Source organism: Streptomyces sp. CAI-85 (assembly GCF_013363615.1).
Lineage (GTDB): Bacteria > Actinomycetota > Actinomycetes > Streptomycetales > Streptomycetaceae > Streptomyces > Streptomyces antibioticus_B.
Map to the genome: position 1 here is coordinate 417,238 of NZ_JAANNX010000001.1, position 19,027 is coordinate 436,264.

The window sequence follows — 19,027 nt, forward strand, 5'->3', positions numbered from 1 at the left end:
TCCTCACCGCTGCTGCTTCCTCTCCGCACATGCGACGAGGCCCTCCAGTGCCCTGAACCACGTGCCCGCGAGATCCTCGACGGTCTCGCGCGCCAGCAGTCCTTCCAGATAGGACCAGTGGGCGGCCAGTACCGGCCCGTCCGCCCGATCCTCGGTGACGACGTTGATGCTCAGGGCGTGGCCCTCGCGCATCGCCGCCTCCGGGCCGATGTCGGCCGCGTCCTCCTCGGGCGCGTACGACCAGTCGGTCTCCTCGGGGATCCCGAACCGGCCCAGGTAGTTGAACTCCACGCGCGCCTGCTCCCGGCCCGCGAGCACGTCGCGGGTGCGCGGGTTGAGGTGGCGCAGCAGACCGTATCCGACGCCGTTCGCGGGCAGTGACGCGAGGTGCTCGCGCACCCTGCGCACGGCCTCCTCGGCGGCCGTGCCGCCGTCGAACGCCTCGGCGGGGTCGACCGGTCCGGCGTCGAGCCGTACCGGGAAGACGCTGGTGAACCAGCCGACCGTACGGGACAGGTCGACGTCGTCACCGGCGAGTTCCTCCTCGCGGCCGTGGCCTTCGAGGTCGACCAGGAGCGTGCGGTCGGCGCCGCCCGTGCGCCGGCGCCAGTCGGCGACGGCGAGGGCGAGACCGGCGAGGAGGACGTCGTTGACGGCCGCGCCGAACGCGGCGGGCACGGCGGACAGCAGCGGGCCGGTGCGGTCGGCGGGCAGCCGCAGGACGACCTCGCGCTGGGTGGCGGTGGTGTCGCGGTCCGGGTCGGGCTCGCGCAGCAGCGGCAGCGGTTCGGTGCCGCCGTCCAGGACCTCGGTCCAGACGGGGAGTTCGGCCTCCCGCTCGGGTGCCTGGGCGAGCGTGGTGAGCAGCCGGGACCAGCGGGCGAACGAGGTCTCCACGGGCGGGACGTCGGCCGGGCGGCCGGCGCGCACCTGCTGCCAGGCGGCGGCGAGGTCCGGGAGCAGGACGCGCCAGGACACACCGTCGACGACGAGGTGGTGGCCCATCAGCAGCAGCCGTCCCGGCCGGTCCCCCGCGTCGAACCAGACGGCGCGGACCATGGCACCGGTGTCCGGGTCGAGCAGGGCCCGTGTCGCCTCGGTGTGCCGACGGACCGTGTCGCCCAGCTCCCCTGCGTCCAGGCCGGTGACGTCGACCCGGTCGAGCCAGCCGGCGGCGTCGACCGTGCCGGTGGGCGGCACATGGAGCGACCAGTCCTCGGTGTCCTCGCGGGTGGGCCGCACGAGGGTCGCGCGGAGGAGGTCGTGGCGGTCGGCGAGCGACTGGAGCACGGCGGTGAGGCCGGTCAGGTCCAGTTCGGCCGGGGTGCGGACCAGCGCCGCCTGGTGGTAGGTGGCGAAGGGGCCGCCCAGTTCGCGCAGCCAGTGCATGACCGGGGTCAGCGGCACGGTGCCGGTGCCGTCGTCCACGGGGCGCGGCGCGGCGGTGTCGGCGGTCTCGGCGACGGCGCCGAGGGCGGCGACGGTGCGGTGGCGGAACATCAGCCGGGGGCTGATGCGCAGTCCGGCCGCGCGCGCCCGGCCGACGAGCTGCATGGCGACGATGCTGTCTCCGCCGAGGGCGAAGAAGTCGTCGTCCACGCCGACCTGTTCGAGGCCGAGCACCTCCGCGAAGACCGTGCAGAGCAGTTCCTCCACGGGGCCTTCGGGGGCGCGTCCCGAGGACAGGGCGGTGAAGTCGGGCGCGGGCAGCGCGGACCGGTCCAGCTTGCCGTTGGCGAGCTGCGGGAACCGCTCCAGGGTGACGACGGCCGCCGGGACCATGTGGTCGGGCAGCCGGGCGGCGACATGGCCGCGCAGCAGCGCCGGGTCGGGTGCGCTGTCCGGGGCGGGGACGACGTAGGCCACGAGCAGCTTGCGCGCACCGTCCTGACGGACCGTCACCAACGCCTGGCCGACGGCCGGGTGGGTGGTGAGCGCGGCCTCGATCTCGGCGGGTTCGATACGGAAGCCGCGGATCTTGACCTGGTCGTCGGCGCGCCCGAGGTAGTCGAGGCGGCCGTCGGCGGTCCAGCGGGCCAGGTCGCCGGTGCGGTACAGCCGGGATCCGGGCGGCCCGAACGGGTCGGCGACGAACCTTTCGGCGGTCAGGCCGGGGCTGCCGAGGTAGCCGCGGGCGAGTCCGCCGCCCGCGAGGTACAGCTCGCCGGGCACACCGGGCGGCAGCGGCTGGAGCAGGTCGTCCAGGACGTAGGCGCGGGTGCCGGTCACCGGGCGTCCCACCAGCGGGCGTTCGCTGTCGCGGACACGGGCCACCAGGGCGTCGACGGTGGACTCGGTGGGGCCGTAGAGGTTGAACGCCTCGGTGCCGCGCAGGGCGGCGAGCCGCTGCCACAGGGCGACCGGGACGGCCTCGCCGCCCACGCCGACGACTGCGAGCGGGCAGTCGTCGCCGCTCAGCAGGCCGCTGTCGGCCATCTGCGCGAAGAACGACGGGGTGACCTCCAGGAAGTCGAGGCGGCTCCGGAGCACGGCCTGGGTGACCAGTTCGGGGTCGCGGCGCACCTCCTCGGACAGGACGTGGACGCAGTGGCCGTCCAGCAGCCAGAGCTGGGGCTGCCAAGAGGCGTCGAAGAAGAACGACCAGGCGTGCCCGACCCGCAGGTGGGCGCGTCCGGCGGCCTCGACGGCCGGGCCGTACAGCGTCTCGCGGTGGCTGTGGAAGAGGTTGCCGAGCGTCTCGTGGGTGACGACGACGCCCTTGGGGCGGCCGGTGGAGCCCGAGGTGTAGATGACGTACGCCGGGTGGCGCGGGGTCAGCGGGGCCGTGCGGTCGGCGTCGGTGAGGTCGGCCGGGTCGTGGGCGGCGATGCGTGCGCGGAGCGCGGGGTCGTCCAGGAGCAGCGGCGCGGCGTCGTCCGGCAGGCCGGCGGCGAGGTCGGCGGTGCTGAGGGTGAGGACGGGTCCGGCGTCGGCGAGGACGTCGGCGGTGCGCTCGGCGGGGGCGTCGGGGTCGAGGGGCAGATAGCCGGCGCCCGCCTTGTGGACGGCGAGGACGGCGGTGAGGAAGTGGGCGGTGCGGGGCAGGGCGAGGGCGACGAACCGCTCGGGTCCGGCGCCCGCCTCGACCAGGAGCCGGGCCAGCCGGTTGGCGTCGGCGTTGAGCCGGGCGAAGGTCAGCTCGACGCCGTCGGAGGCGGCGGCGGGCAGGTCGCCGTGAAGGCGGGCCTGGGCCTCGAAGAGGGCGGGCACGGTGGTGGGCGGGCTCGCGAGGGGCGTGCCGTGCCAGCCGCCGGTGAGGCGGGTCCGCTCGTCCGGGCCGAGGATGTCGATACGGCCGAGGGTGCGGTCCGGGTCGGCGGTGACGGCCTTCAGCAGGCGTCGGAGCCGGTCGGCGAAGGACTGCGCGGTGGCCGGGTCGAACAGGTCGGCGCTGTATTCGAGGACGCCGTCGACGCCGGTGCCGTCGGCGCGTTCCACGAAGTCGAAGGAGAGGTCGAACTTGGCGGTGGTGCCCTCCACGTCGTCGCGGCGGGCGAGCAGTCCGGGCAGGCCGGTCTCGTCGTCGCCGGACGCCAGGTAGACGACCATCACCTGGAACAGCGGGTGCCGGGCGAGGGAGCGGGCCGGGTTGAGGGCGTCCACCAGCCGCTCGAACGGCACGTCCTGGTGGTCGTAGGCGGCGAGGTCCGACGCCCTCACCCGGGCGAGGAGTTCACGGAAGGTCGGGTCGCCCGAGGTGTCGGTGCGCAGGACCAGGGTGTTGAGGAAGAAGCCGACGAGCTCGTCCAGTGCGGCGTCGGTGCGGCCGGAGATCGGGCTGCCGACGGGGATGTCGGTGCCGGCGCCGAGCCGGGTGAGCAGGGTGGCGACGGCGGCCTGGAGGACCATGAACACGCTGACGCCGTTGTCGCGGGCCAACGCGTGCAGGGCGGCGCCGAGTTCGGCGTCCAGGGACAGGTCGGCCGCGCCGCCCCGGTAGCTGGACTCCAGGGGGCGGGGCCGGTCGAAGGGCAGCGCCAGTTCCTCGGGCAGCCCGGCCAGGGTCCGCTTCCAGTAGGCGATCTGACGGGCCGACAGGCTCTCGGGGTCCTGTTCGTCGCCGAGGACGTCATGCTGCCAGAGCGTGTAGTCGGCGTACCGGACGGGCAGCGGCTCCCAGTCGGGGGCGTGTCCGGCGGTACGGGCGGCGTAGGCGAGGGCCAGGTCGCGGTTGAGCGGGCCCTCGGACCACTCGTCGCCGGCGATGTGGTGCAGGAGCAGCAGCAGCGTCCAGTCCTGGTCGCCGGTGCGGAACACCTGGACGCGCAGCGGGGGTTCGCGGTCCAGCTCGAAGCCGTACGCGCCGGCCTCGGCGAGGAGTTCGGGCAGCAGGTCCTCGTCGGTGTCGGTCACCTCGAAGGGGATACGGGCCTCGTCGGGCGTCAGCACGTGCTGCCGGGCGCGGCCCTGGCCGTCGGGGAAGACCGTGCGCAGCGTCTCGTGCCGTTCGACGAGGTCGTGCACGGCCGCGCGGAGCGCGTCGACGTCCAGGTCCCCGGTGAGCCGCCAGGCGGAGGGGATGTTGTACGTCGCGCTGGGGCCCTCCACCTGGTAGAGCACCCACAGGCGCTGCTGGGCGGAGGACAGCGGCAGCGGGCCGGTGTGTTCCCGCGCGGTCAGCGCCGGGCGGGTGGGGGCGGCCGCGTCGGTGAGGTGGCGGGCGAGGCGGGCCGGGGTCGGGGCGTCGAAAACGGTGCGCAGCGACACCTCGGCGCCGAGCGCGGCACGGATCCGCGCCGTCAGCCGCATGGCGAGCAGGGAGTGGCCGCCCAGGGCGAAGAAGTCGTCGTCGACCCCCGCCTCGGGTACGCCGAGGACCGCCGCGAACGCCTCGCACAGCAGGTCCTCGCGGGGGGTGCGGGGCCGGCGTCCGGAGGTGAGGGCGCCGAGGTCGGGGGCGGGCAGGGCGCGTACGTCGAGCTTGCCGGCGACGGTGCGGGGCAGGGCGGGGACGGTGACGAAGGCGGCCGGGACCATGTGCGAGGGCAGGGCGGCGGCCGTACGGGCGCGCAGCTCGGCCGGGTCCGGGTCGCGGTCGGCGGCCGGGAGGACGTACGCCACCAGCCGGGGCACGCCCGGGGTGTCCTCGCGGACGACGACGGCGGCCGTGGCCACACCGGGCAGGCCGGCGAGGAACGCCTCGATCTCGCCGGTCTCGATGCGGAAGCCGCGCAGCTTGACCTGGCCGTCGGCGCGGCCCTGGAACTCCAGGGAGCCGTCGCGGCGGCGGCGCACGAGGTCGCCGGTGCGGTACATCCGGGTGCCGGGCGGGCCGTAGGGGTCGGCGGTGAAGCGTTCGGCGGTGAGGTCCGGGCGGCCCAGGTAGCCCCGGGCGAGGCCCTCGCCCGCGAGGTACAGCTCGCCGGTCACGCCGACCGGCACCGGGCGCAGGGCCGCGTCGAGGACGTGGGCGCGGATGTTGTCGAGCGGGGCGGCGTGCCGGCCGGCGGTGTCGCTGTGCCAGCCGTAGGCGTCGACCGCGCTCTCGGTGGGGCCGTACAGGTCGTGGACCTGGACGCCGGGCAGGGCGCACAGCCGCTCCCACAGCGGCGCCGGGGTCGCCTCGCCGCCGACGGCGATGACGCCGGGCAGCGGGGCGCCGGGCTCCAGGAAGCCGTGGTGGAGGAGCTCGCGCAGATAGGTCGGGGTGACGTCGAGGAAGTCGATGTCCTCCCGGCCGAGGAGGGCGAGGAGCGCGGCCGGGTCGGCCATGGTGGCCTCGTCGGTGACGTGCAGCTCGTGTCCGGCGAGCAGCCAGATCAGCGGCTCCCAGGAGCCGTCGAAGCTGAACGACGCGGCGTGCACGGCCCGCAGGGCGGTGCGGCCGAGGGCCTGTTCGGCGGGCCGGATCAGGTCGTCGTGGTGGGCGCCGAAGAAGTTGCTCAGACCGCGGTGGGTGCCGACGACGCCCTTGGGGGTGCCGGTGGAGCCCGAGGTGAAGATGACGTACGCGGCCGCCGAGGGGGCGGGCGGCACGATGGCGTCGGCCGCCGTGCCCTCGTACGCCGCCGTCTCGTCGTGGAGGACGACCGGCGCTCCGTCGGGCAGCTTCGGTGCCAGCTCCGCGGTGGTCAGGACGCACAGCGGGGCGGTGTCGCGGAGCATGAACTCCAGGCGGTCCGCCGGGTATTCGGGGTCGAGCGGCAGATAGGCGGCGCCGGACTTCAGGACGCCGAGGAGGGCCGGGACCATCAGGTGCCGGGGCAGGGCGAGGCCGACGACGTGTTCGGCGCCGGCGCCGCGCTCCCGCAGCAGGCGCGCCACGGCGTCCACCTGGGCGCCCAGTTCGCGGAAGGTGAGCCGGGAGTGGGCGGTGGCCAGGGCGGGGGCGTCGGGGCGGGCGCGGACGACGGCGTCGAGGATCTCCGGGACGGAACGGGTCTCCAGCGGGCGGTCCGTGGCGTTCCAGAGGGTCGCCGCGGCCGTCTCCTCCGCGTCGGTGAGCACGCGGAGGGTGTCCAGCGGGCGGGCGGGGTCGTGGGCGACCTGGGCGAGCAGGTCCACGAAGCGGGCGGCGAGGTCCGCCGCGGTCTCCGGGTCGGTGAGGTCGGTGGCGTACTCCAGCAGGAGGGCCATGTCACGGCCGGGGCCGTGGTCGACGACGGTGAAGTCGAGGTCGAACTTGGCCATGCCGTTGTCCATGTCGAACCACTCGGTGGCCAGGCCGAAGAGGTCGGGGTCGCCGTCGGGGCGGTGGTGGTAGCCGAGCATCACCTGGAAGAGCGGGTTGCGGTCGGCGGCGCGGACCGGGTTGACGGCCTCCACGACCCGGTCGAAGGGCACGTCCTGGTGCTCGAAGGCGGCCAGCGCGGATTCCCGTACCCGGTCGAGGAGTTCGGCGAAGGTCGGGGTGCCGGACAGGTCGGTGCGCAGCACGAGCGTGTTGACGAAGAAGCCGACGACGTCGTCCACCGCGCTGTCGGTGCGGCCCGCGATGGGGGCGCCGAGCGGGATGTCGTCGCCGGCGCCGAGCCGGTGCAGCAGGGCGGCGGTGGCGGCCTGGAACAGCATGAACATGCTGACCTGGTGGGTGGCGGCCAGGTCGCGCAGCGCGGCGCCGGTGGTGTCGGGCAGGGTGGCGCGGACCACGGCGCCGTGGCCGGTGGCGCGGGGGGCGCCGGGCCGGTCCAGGGGCAGCGGGATCTCCTCGGGCAGCCCGCCGAGCGCGTCCGTCCAGTAGGCGAGCTGGCGCTCCCCCAGGTCGGCCAGCAGGCTCTCCTGCCAGAGGGTGTAGTCGGCGTACTGCACCGGCAGCGGCGTCCACGCGGGGGCGTGCCCGGAGGTGCGGGCGGTGTAGGCGTGGTTCAGGTCGGCCAGGAACGGCCGGTCGGACCACTCGTCGGTGGTGATGTGGTGCAGGACGACGGCCACCACGTGGTCGTCGGCGGCCAGGCGCAGCACCCCGGCGCGCACCGGGAGGTCGCGGGCGAGGTCGAACGGGCGCCGCTGGGCGTCCTCGATCCACGCGGCGAGACCCGCCTCGGTGCCCTCGGTGACCTCGAACTCGGGCTCGGCCTCGCCGGGCGCGGCGATCCACTGGCAGGGCTCCCCGTCGACCTCCGGGAACCGTGTGCGCAGGGCTTCATGACGGTCCGTCACATCGTGGAGGGCGGTGCACAGGGCGTCGGTGTCCAGGGTGCCCCGGAGCCGGAAGACGAGCGGGAAGTTGTAGGCGACGCCGTCCCCGGCGATCCGCTCCACCAGCCACAGGCGGCGCTGGGCGGCCGACAGCGGGATCCGGGCGGGCCGGTCGGCGACCGGCGCCAGGACCGGGCGGGCGGGGTGTCCGGCCTCGGCGCGCAGGGCCAGGGTCTCGGGGGTGGGCGCCTCGAACAGGTCACGGATGGCGAGTTCGGCGCCGAGTTCGGTGCGGGCGCGGCTGATCAGCCGGGTGGCCAGCAGGGAGTGTCCGCCGAGGTGGAAGAAGTTGTCCTCGGCGCCGGTCCTGGGCAGACCGAGCACCTCGGCGAACAGCCGGCACAGCACCTCCTCGACGGGGGTGCGCGGGCCGCGCCCGGCCGACAGGGCGACGGCGGGCTCGGGGTCCGGCAGGGCGCGGGCGTCGAGCTTGCCGTTGTCGTTCATCGGCAGTCCGGGCAGCACCACGAACGCGGCGGGCACCATGTAGCCGGGCAGCCGCTGTCCGAGGTCGTCGCGGAGCCTGCGGACGAGCGCGGTGTGCCCGCGGCCGGCCGCCGGGGTGTTGGCGTACGGGGCGTCCTCGCGTCCGGCGCGGGCCCGGTACAGGCCGGAGGTGCGCGGGGCGTCGGTGCCGGGCACGAACACGGCGTCGTAGCGGCCGGGTTCGCCGGACCAGGTGGTGAGCAGCCGGTGTCCGGTCTCGTGCGCGAGGTCGCGCAGGTCCTCCGGTTCCACGCCGGTGGCGTCGAGGCCGGTGGGGCGTCCGGTGTCCAGGGCGCGCAGGGTGGCGAGGTCGCCGGCGGTGCGGGCGTCGGGGATGCCGGTCACCCGCAGCGGTCCGGTGCCGTCGAGGCGGGCGCGCAGCGCGTCGGGGCCGGTCCAGTCGACGGCGGGGGCGTCGGCCACGGGGAGCGCGTCGCCCTCGTACAGCACGACGTCGTAGCGGTAGCGGGTGAGTTCGTTGTGGTGGCGGCCGGCCTTGGTGCGCAGGTCGACTCCGACGCCGAGGGTGGTGAACCAGTCGGGGTCGACGAGGAGTTCCTTCTCCAGGGCGAGGCCGCGTTCGACGGCCCGGCGCAGCGCGTCGGGGGCGGTGTCCGGTTCGGCGCGGGCGGCCTGGATGCCGGCCTGGAACACCCGGGCCTGGCGCAGGTCGCGGACGTCGCCGAGGAAGAGGGCGCCGCCGGGGGCGAGCAGGCCGAGCGCGCCGCGGATCACCTGGTGGAGGTGGTCCAGGCTCGGGAAGTACTGGAGGACGGAGTTGATGACGACCGTGTCGAAGTATCCGGTGGGCAGGCCCTGGGTGTCCTCGGCGGGCTGGCAGCGCAGTTCGACCTTGGCGGCCAGTTCGGGGACGGTGCGCACGCCCTCGGTGAGCTTGCGGATGACGGGGGCGGCGAAGTCGGTCGCCCAGTACGCCTCGGCGTCCGGCGCCAGCCGGGACAGCAGCAGACCGGAGCCGACGCCGATCTCCAGGATGCGGCGGGGCTTCAGCTCGCGGATGCGGGCGACGGTGGCCTCGCGCCACTCGCGCATGTGCTCGACGGGGATGGGGGTGCCGTCGTAGGAGCTGTCCCAGCCGGCGAAGTCCTCGGTGAACAGGGCGGTGCCGATCTCGGTGTACTCGGCGGAGTAGATCTCCTGCCACTCACCGATCTGCTCGCGTTCGGCCGACTCCCGTGCCTCGGCGTCGGGTTCGGCCGGTACGACGTACGCGACCAGCCGCTTGGTGCCGGGCGCGGAGGTGTCGTCGCGGGCCAGGACGGCGGCCCGGGAGACCTCCGGGAGCTGCGCCAACGCCGTCTCGATCTCGCCGAGTTCGACGCGGTGGCCGCGGATCTTGACCTGGTCGTCGGTACGGCCGAGGAAGTCGAGGTTGCCGTCGGCACGGCGGCGCACCAGGTCGCCGGTGCGGTACATGCGCTCGCCGGGCAGCCCGTAGGGGTCGGCGACGAACCGTTCGGCGGTCAGGCCGGCCCGGTCCAGGTAGCCGCGGGCCAGGCCGACGCCGGCGATGTACAGCTCGCCCGCCACGCCCTCGGGGACGGGGCGCAGCCAGGTGTCGAGGATCCGGGCGCGGGTGGCGCGGATGGGCTTGCCGACGGTCGGGGTGGCGCTGTCGTGGGTGCCGCCGCCGAGGGTGTTGATGGTGTACTCGGTGGGCCCGTACAGGTTGTAGCCGTAGGTGCCGTCGGTGTCGCGCAGGGTGTTCCACACGGTCTCGGTGACGGCCTCGCCGCCGAGCAGCACCAGCGGCGGCCGGTGCCCCTCCAACAGGCCCTCCTCCAGCAGGAGATGGGCGTAGGTGGGGGTCACGTTGACGACGTCGACACGGTGTTCCTCGCAGTACGCCACCAGGGCGATGGCGTCGCGGCGCAACTCCTCGTCGCAGATGTGCACTTCGTGGCCCTCGACGAGCCACAGCAGCTCTTCCCAGGACATGTCGAAGGCGAAGGACACGGTGTGCGCGATGCGCAGCCGCCGCCCGCCGGCCGAGGCGATGGCCGGGGCGAAGATCTCCTTCTGGTGGTTGAGCTGCATGTTGGTCAGACCGAGGTACGGCGTGACGACACCCTTGGGCCGGCCGGTGGAGCCGGAGGTGTAGATGACGTAGGCCGGGTGGTCCAGGCTGAAGGACACCGTGACGGGAACGCCGGACTGCGCGGCGAGTTCGGCGGCCGTGCCGGGGTCGTCGAGGAGCAGGCGCGGGGTGTCGCCGGTGAGGGTCGCCGAGACCGCCCGGTTCGACAGCAGGAGCAGCGGGCGGGCGTCGGCCAGCATCAGGGAGAGCCGCTCGGCCGGGTGGTCCAGCTCCAGCGGCAGGTAGGCGGCGCCGGTGCGCAGGACGGCGAACAGGGCGACGACGGTGTCGATGGAGCGGGGCAGGCCGAGGGCGACGACCCGCTCGGGTCCGGCGCCGTGGGCGATCAGCAGCCGGGCCATCCGGTTGCAGCGCTCGTCGAGTTCGGCGTAGGTGAGGGTGGCGGAGCCGAAGACCAGGGCCGTGTCGTGCGGGGTGCGCAGGGCCTGGGCGGCCAGCATGTCGGCGATCGTCTCGTGCGGCACGGGCTCGCGCCGCTCGGCGTCCTCGCGGGCCAGCAGGGCGGTCTCGGCGGGCAGCAGCCCGTCCAGGCAGCCGACCGGGGCGGCCGGGTCGGCGACCAGCCGGCCGACGAGCAGCACGAACCGCTCCAGGAGGGCGCGGGCGTAGCCGTCGTCGAGCAGGTCGGGCCGGTAGGCGAGGGTGACGCGGACGCGTTCGCCGGGGGTGACGACCAGGTTGGCCGGGTAGTGGGTGGCGTCCACGTTGGCCACGGCGGTCGCGCCGTGCCGGTCGCGCAGTTCCGCGAGCCGCTCCTCGGTGTCGGCGTTGCGCAGCACGAACAGCGTGTCGAACAGCCGCCGGTGCCCGGTCTCGGCCTGGAGGACGCCGAGGCCCAGGTACTCGTACGGCATCAGCGCGAGGCGTTCGCCCTGGACGCGGCGGAGCAGGTCGAGGACGGGTTCGCGCGGGTCGAAGGCGATCCGGGCGGGCACGGTGTTGAGGAACATGCCGATGACGTTCTCGACGTCCGGCACCTCGCTGGGGCGGCCGGCGACGGTGGTGCCGAAGGCGATGTCGGTGCGGCCGGTGACGGCGGCCAGCGCCAGGCCCCAGGCCGCGTTGAGCACGGTGTTCAGGGTGAGGCCGTGGCGGCGGGCGGTCTCGCGCAGCCGCTCGCCCACCTCGGGGTCGAGGAGGGCGTCGAGCTGCTCGGGGATGACGGGTTCGAGGCCCCGGTCGGAGACGGCGGGCGCGAGCAGGGTCGGCTCCTCGAAGCCGGCCAGGGCGGTGCGCCAGGCGCCGGTGGCCCGGGTGTCGTCCTGGCGCTCCAGCCAGGTCAGGTAGTCGCGGTAGGAACCGGGCTCGGCGAGGCCGGCCGGGTCGCCCGCGGTCTCGTAGAGGGCGAAGAGCTGGTCCAGGAAGAGCCAGGCGGACCAGCCGTCCCACAGGATGAGGTGGCGGCCGATCACGAGCCGGTCGCCGCGGCCCTCGCCGAGCCGCACGAGCAGCATGCGGAACAGCAGCGGGAGGCTGAGGTCGAAGCGGCGGGAGCGCTCCTCGTCCATCAACTCCCGCAGCCGCACGTCCTGTTCGTCACGGGTGAGCGTGGACAGGTCGACCTCGGTGAGCGGGATCTCGGCGTCACGGACGATGAACTGCACCGGCTGGCGCAGCCCGTCGCTGGTGAACCCGGCGCGCAGGCTGGGGTTGCGGGCGAGCAGGGTGCGGGTGGCGGCCGTCAGGCGTGCGGTGTCGACGCGTTCGGCGAAGTCGAAGGACTCGTGGACGGTGTAGACGTCGAGGGTGCCGTCGTCGTAGGTGGAGTGGAAGAACAGACCCTCCTGGAGGGGGGCGAGCGGCCACACGTCCTCGACCCGGCCGGGGGCGAGGCGTTCGACGCGGGCGTGCTCCTCCTCGGTGAGCGTGAAGGCGGGCGCGGGCTCGGCGGTCTCGGCCTCGTCCAGGGTCGCGGCGGCGGCGAGCGCGGCCGGGGTGCGGTGCTCGAAGACGTCGCGCGGGTCGAGGACCAGACCGGCGCGGCGGGCCCGGCTGGAGACGGCGATCGAGGTGATGCTGTCGCCGCCGAGCAGGAAGAAGTCGTCGTCCACACCGGCGTCGGGCAGCTTCAGCACGGCGGCGAAGATCTCGGTGAGGAGCTGTTCGCGCGGGGTGCGGGGGGCGCGGGCCTCGGCGCGGACGGCCTGCGGGGCGGGCAGCGCGTTCCGGTCCAGCTTGCCGCTGGGGGTCAGCGGCAGGGCGTCGAGGACGACCCAGGCGCCGGGCAGCAGGGCGGTGGGCAGGACCCCGGCGAGCGCGTCGCGCAGCGCGGTGACGTCCGCGGTGGCACCCGCGGACGGGACCGGGACGACGTAGGCGACGAGCGCGTTGTCGCGGACCGTGACGGCGGACTGAGCGACCTCGGGCAGCGCGGTCAACGCGGCCTCGATCTCGCCGAGTTCGATGCGGTTGCCGCGCAGCTTGACCTGACGGTCGGTGCGGCCGAGGTACTCGATCACCCCGTCGGCGCGGCGGCGCACCAGGTCGCCGGTGCGGTACATGCGGGTGCCGGGCGGGCCGTACGGGTCGGCGGTGAAACGCTCGGCGGTCAGCGCGGGCCGGGCGTGGTAGCCGCGGGCGAGCTGGACGCCGGTCAGGTACAGCTCGCCAGGCACGTCGTCGGGGACCGGGCGCAGGCAGGTGTCCAGGACGCGCAGGCCGGTGTTCCACACCGGGCGGCCGATGGGCACGGAGGGGCCGTCGTCGGTGCCGTCGTAGCGGTGGTGGGTGACGTCGACGGCGGCCTCGGTGGGGCCGTACAGGTTGTGCAGCGGGACGCCGGTGAGGGCGTGCCAGCGGGCGGCGGCGCCGGCCGGCAGGGCCTCGCCGCTGCTCAGGACGCGGCGCAGGGAGGCGGCCCAGGCGGGGTCCTCGGTGACCTGGTCGTGCTGGAGGAACGCCTCCAGCATGGACGGCACGAAGTGCATCGTGGTGACGCGCTCGGCGCGCACGAGGCCGGCCAGGTAGGCCGGGTCGCGGTGGCCGTCGGGGCGGGCGAGGACGACGGCGGCGCCTTCGAGGAGCGGCCAGAAGAACTCCCAGACCGACACGTCGAAGCTGGACGGCGTCTTCTGGAGGATCCGGTCGTCGGCGGTCAGCCCGTAGGCGCCCTGCATCCAGGCGAGCCGGTTGACGATGGCGCGGTGGGTGACGACGACGCCCTTGGGGCGGCCGGTGGAGCCGGAGGTGTAGATCAGGTAGGCGGGGTCGTCGGGGCGGGACGGGACGGGAACGGCCGTGCCGCTCTCGTCGGTGTCGAGGAGCAGGACGCGGGTGCCGTCGGTGTCCGGGAGGCGGTCGGCCGTGGCGGCGAGCGTGATCACCGTGCCGGCGCCGGAGTCGGTGAGCATGTGCGCCACACGGTCCGCGGGGTAGTCCAGGTCGAGCGGCAGATAGGCCGCGCCGGACTTCAGGACACCGAGCAGGGCCACCATCAGCTCGGCCGAGCGGGGCACGGCGACGGCGACGAACTCACCGGGGCGGGCGCCGCGTTCGGCGAGCCGGGCGGCGAGTGCCGTGGCGCGGGCGTCGAGTTCGGCGTAGGTGAGGCGTTCGGTGCCGAAGACGACGGCCGTGGCGTCCGGGGTGCGGCGCACCTGGTCGGCGAAGGCGGCGGCGAGCGTGGTCGCGGGGACCTCGCGCTCCTCGCCCCGGGGGTGGGCGCGCAGGGCCTCGTCGGCGGTGAGCAGGGCGAGCGAGGCGGCGGTGCTCGACGGGTCCTCGGCGATGGCCTCCAGGACACGGGTCAGCCGGTCTCCGAGGACGCGGACGCGGTCGGCGTCCAGGCGTTCGGCGTGGTGCTTGAGACGCAGGTCGAGGCGGCGGCCGGGCTTGACGATGAGGGCCAGCGGGTAGTGGACGGCGTCGTTGAAGGCGTCGGCGGTGATGCGCACGGTGCCGGTCACGTCGCGCAGGTCGGCCTCGGCCGGGTAGTTCTCGAACACCACGAGGGTGTCGAAGAGTTCGCCCTCGCCGGCGTGGCCGGTGAGCCGCTGGATCTCCGCGAGGCCGAGGTGCTGGTGGTCGAGGAGACGCGCCTGCTCGTCCTGGAGCCGGGTCAGCAGGTCCGCGAGCGTGGCCCGGGGCGTCCAACGGAAGCGGGTGGGCAGGGTGTTGATGAACAGGCCGACCATGGAGGCGATGCCGTCGACCTCGCCGTCACGGCCGGAGACGGTGGTGCCGAACACCACGTCGTCGCGGCCGGTGAGGGTGCCGAGCAGCAGGCCCCAGGCGGCCTGGACGACCGTGCCGAGGGTGACGCCGTGCTCGCGCGCGCGGTCGGTGAGCAGGGCGGTGGTCCGCTCGGTCAGCTCCACCCGCACGTGCGCGGGCCGTACGGCCCCGGCGACGGCCGGGGCGGTGACGAGCCGGGTCGGCTCCTCCAGGCCCGCGAGGGCGGTGCGCCAGGTGTCGCGCGCCGCGTCCCGGTCCTGCTCGGCGAGGCGGCGCAGGAAGCCGCGGTAGGGGGCGACTTCGGGCAGTCCGGGCTCGTCGGTGCCGTAGAACGCCATGAGTTCGCGGTGCAGGACGGGCAGCGACCAGCCGTCGGCAATGATGTGATGGAACGTCAGGACCAGGCGGCTGCGCCGGTCGCCGAGGCGGATCAGGGCGCAGCGCAGCAGCGGCGGGGCGGCCAGGTCGAAGCCGGCGGCGCGCTCGTCCTCGGCGACGGCCGCGCCGAGGCTCCCGCGGACCGTGGCGTCCTGGGCGGTGAGGTCGACCTCGCGCCAGGGCAGGACGGCGTCCCGGATGACGATCTGCACGGGGGTGCCGTCGGGGCGCTGGCGGAACCCGGCGCGCAGCGGCGCGTGCCGGTCCAGGAGGCGCTGGGCGGCGCGGCGCAGGGTGGTTCCGTCGACGGGTCCGGTGAGGTCGAGGACCTGCTGGACGACATAGGTGTCGCCGTCGGCGCCGCCTGTCAGGGCGTGGAAGAAGAAGCCCTGCTGGAGCGGGGTCAGCGGCAGGAGTTCCTCGACGGCGAGCGGGTTCGTGCCCTGGATCTCGGCGAGTTCGGCGGCGTCCGCGTCGACGAGGGGCGCGTCGGAGGCGCCGGTGTGCTCGTCGGTGCGGGCGACGGCGGCCTGTGCGAGGGCCTCGACGGTGCGGTGCCGGAACACCTCGCGGGTGGTGAGCCGCAGCCCCGACTCGCGGGCGCGGACGAGGAGTTGGATGGCGGTGATGCTGTCGCCGCCGAGGGCCAGGAAGTCGTCCTCGGCGGTCACCGAGTCCAGGCCGAGCACCTCGGCGTACAGGGCGCACAGGAGCTTCTCGCGCGGGGTGCGCGGGGGGCGTCCGGAGCTCATCGCCGCGTAGTCCGGGGCGGGCAGGGCGCGGGCGTCGATCTTGCCGCTGGGGGTGACCGGCAGGGCGTGCACGGGCACGAAGGCGGCGGGGACCATGTAGTCCGGCAGCAGGTCGGCGGCGTGGCCGCGCAGGGTGCGCATCAGCGCCGTGACGTCCCGGAAGGGGGCGGGACGGTTGGCGTGCGGGTAGCCGCCGGCGGTGCGGTACAGGCCGGTGAGGGGGCCGTCGACGTCGTCGACGGTGAGCACGGCGTCGAACGCGCCGTCGTCGGAGGCGCCGTTCCAGGTGAGCGCGGCGCGGTAGCCGTGGGCGGCGGCGAGGGCGTGCAGGTCCTCGGGGTCGGTGCCGGCGGCGGCCTCGCGGCTGCTGCCGTCCAGGGCGCGCAGGGCGGCGAGGTCGTCGGTGAGCCGGGCGTTGGGCACGCCGGTGATCCGCAGCCGGGCCGGGCGCTCGGCGAGCAGCGCGGTGAGCCCGGCGGGGCCGCCGGTCTCGCTCCAGGGGACCTCCCGCTCGTCGGGCGCGGTGTCTGCGGCGGTCGCGGTGTCCGTGGCGCGGAGGACGACGTCGTAGCGGTAGCGGCTGAGTTCGTTGTGGTGGGCGGCCCGCTTGAGGCGGATGTCGGCGTCGAAGCCGTCGAGGGCGGCGAAGAAGTCGGGGTCGAGGAGGAGTTCGCCCTCCCAGCGCACCGAGCGTTCGACGGCCTCGCGCAGCGCGGTCTTGTCCTCGGGGTCGGGGCCGCCGGCCGCGCGCAGGGTCTCCACGGCGGCGCGCAGGGTGCGCAGCAGCCGCAGGTTGCGGACGTCGCCGACGAGGATCCGGCCGCCGGGCGCGAGCAGGGTGGCGGCGCGGCGCAGTACGTCGGCGAGGTAGTCGGCGCTCGGGAAGTACTGGGCGACGGAGTTGATGACGATCGTGTCGAAGTGCCCGGCGGGCAGCCCGTCGGTGTCGTGGGCGGGCCGGGCGCTCAGCTCGACCTTGGCGGCCAGCTCCGGGAACGCCGCCAACTGGCCGCGCAGGGCGGCGATCGCCTCGGCCGACAGGTCGGTGCCCCAGTAGGACTCGCAGTCGGGGGCGATCGCGGACAGGATCAGACCGGAGCCGACGCCGATCTCCAGGACCCGGCGGACGTCACCGAGGCCGCGGATCGCGGCGACGGTCGCCGCGCGCCACTCGCGCATCTCCTCGACGGGGATGGGCCGGCCGTCGTACATGCTGTTCCAGCCGGCGAAGTTCTCGCGGAGGCCGTCGCTGTGCGCGGGCGCGCCCTCGGAACCGGCCGCCCGGTAGAGCAGTTCGTGCAGTTCGCGCCACTCCTCGACACCGGCGTCGGGGTCGTCGTCGCGCGGGGTGTCGAGGGCGGGGACGACATAGGCGGCGAGGCGCCGGTCGCCGGGGCGGTCCTCGCGGGCGACGACGGTGACCTGGTCGACGGCCGGGTGGGAGCGCAGGACGGACTCGATCTCGCCGGGTTCGATGCGGAAGCCGCGGATCTTGATCTGGGCGTCGGCGCGGCCGAGGAACTCCAGCCGTCCGTCGGGGCGCCAGCGGACCAGGTCGCCGGTGCGGTACAGGCGTTCGCCGGGGGCGCCGAAGGGGTCGGCGACGAACCGTTCGGCGGTCAGGGCGGCGCGCCCCAGGTAGCCGCGGGCGAGCCCGGCACCGCCGAGGTACAGCTCACCCGTGACACCGGGGGCGACCGGGCGGAGCGCGGCGTCGAGGACGTAGGCGCGGGTGCCGGGGTCGGGGACGCCGATCGGCACGATGGAGCCGGCCGGGATGTCCGGATCGCACAGGCCGAGCGTGGAGTTGGTGGTGGCCTCGGTGGGGCCGTAGGCGTTGAACATCATCCGGCCGCGGGCGTACCGGCCCACCAGTTCCGGGGAGACGCGCTCGGTGCCGGCCAGCAGGGTGGCGGTGGGCGGCAGTTCGACGTCGTCGGGCATGGCCGCGAGCAGGGCGGGCGGCAGGATCATGAAGGTGATGCCGTGCCGGTGCGCGTAGTCGGCCAACGCAGCGCCGGGCACCCGGAGTTCGGCGGGGACGACGACGAGGCGGCCGCCGGAGAGCAGGCCGAGGCACAGGTCCCAGAACGCCACGTCGAAGCTGGGCGAGGCGAACTGGAGGACACGGCTGTGCGGGCCGATGCCGAACCGCTCGCTCTGGGTGGCGACGAGCTTGGCGACACCGGTGTGCGCCAGGACGACACCCTTGGGGCGGCCGGTGGATCCCGAGGTGTAGATCACATAGGCCGCGCCGAGGACCGTGAGGGGCGCGCCGCGGTCGGCGTCGGTCGGGTCGTGGGCGGGACGCTGCGCCAACTCCGCGACGGTGTCCGGCGCGTCGAGCGCCAGCGTGCGGGTGCCGTCCCGGCCGGGGAGGTCGCGGGCGGTCTCCCGGTCGGTGACGAGGCAGACGGGCGCGGCGTCGTCGAGCATGTAGGCGACGCGGTCGGCGGGGTAGTCGTGGTCGATCGGCAGATAGGCCGCGCCGGACTTGAGGATCGCCACCTCGGTGACGAACAGGTCGACGGAGCGGGGCAGCGCCAGCGCGACGATGCGCTCGGGTCCCGCGCCCCGGGCGATCAGGGCGTGCGCCAGGCGGTTGGCGCGCTCGTCGAGTTCGGCGTAGGTGAGGTGCTCGTCGCCGAGGACGAGGGCGGTCTCGTCGGGGCGGGTGCGGACCTGCTCGGCGAACATCTCGGGCCAGGTGCGGGCCGGGACGGTGTGCTCGGTGGCGTTCCAGTCGAGGACGACCTGCCGGTACTCGTCCGCGTCCATCAGGGCGAGCCGGGATATGGGCGCGTCGGGGCGCTCCAGGGCGTCGGCCAGCAGGGTCCGGTAGTGGCCGAGGAGCCGGTCCACGGTCGCGGCGTCGAAGAGGGCCGGGTCGTAGGTGGCCCGCACCTCGCCGTCGGCGGTCTCCAGCAACAGGTCGACGGGGCCGGGCAGTTCACCGGCCGGGCGGTCGGCGGTGCCGAAGGCGGCGTTGAGGAGGAGGCCGCCGCCGCGGGTGGGCCGGGGCGACAGTTCGTCCACGAGGAGCGAGACGGGCACCCGGTGGGTGACGGCCTCGTCGTAGGACTCGCGCACCCGCCGCACCAGTTCACGGAAGGCGGGTTCATGGTCGGCGGAGACCCGCACCGGGAGGCCGTCGTGGCCCACCGTCAGGTCGAGCGCGGAGCTGTGGCGGTGCAGCAGGGCGACGAAGGCGGCGAGCGCCTCGGTGTCGGAGGCGGCGGGCAGTCCGGTCAGGACACGGCTCTCCCGGGAACCGGCGTCCGGCTCCGGACCGTAGGGGCGGTCGACGGGCAGTGAGATCTCCGCCGGAAGCGGAGTGAGCGTACGACGCCAAAAGGTCAGAACTTCTTCGGACCCGCACACGACAGTGCCTCCCCAGGCTACGTCCCGGCCTCGAGCCGGAGGATCGCCGCCATAGTAAGGTAAGGGTTACCTAATTTCACAGCCCTCCCACAGGGCGAGG

The 19,027-nt window shown here is 74.8% G+C and carries 1 protein-coding gene; it reads right to left on the reverse strand.

Annotated features, from left to right (window positions below):
- Positions 1–3: 3 nt before the first annotated feature.
- A complete protein-coding gene (locus tag G6W55_RS01770; protein WP_175518973.1) occupies positions 4–18,927 on the reverse strand; it encodes a non-ribosomal peptide synthetase in 18,924 nt (6,307 codons plus the stop codon).
- Positions 18,928–19,027: the final 100 nt, after the last annotated feature.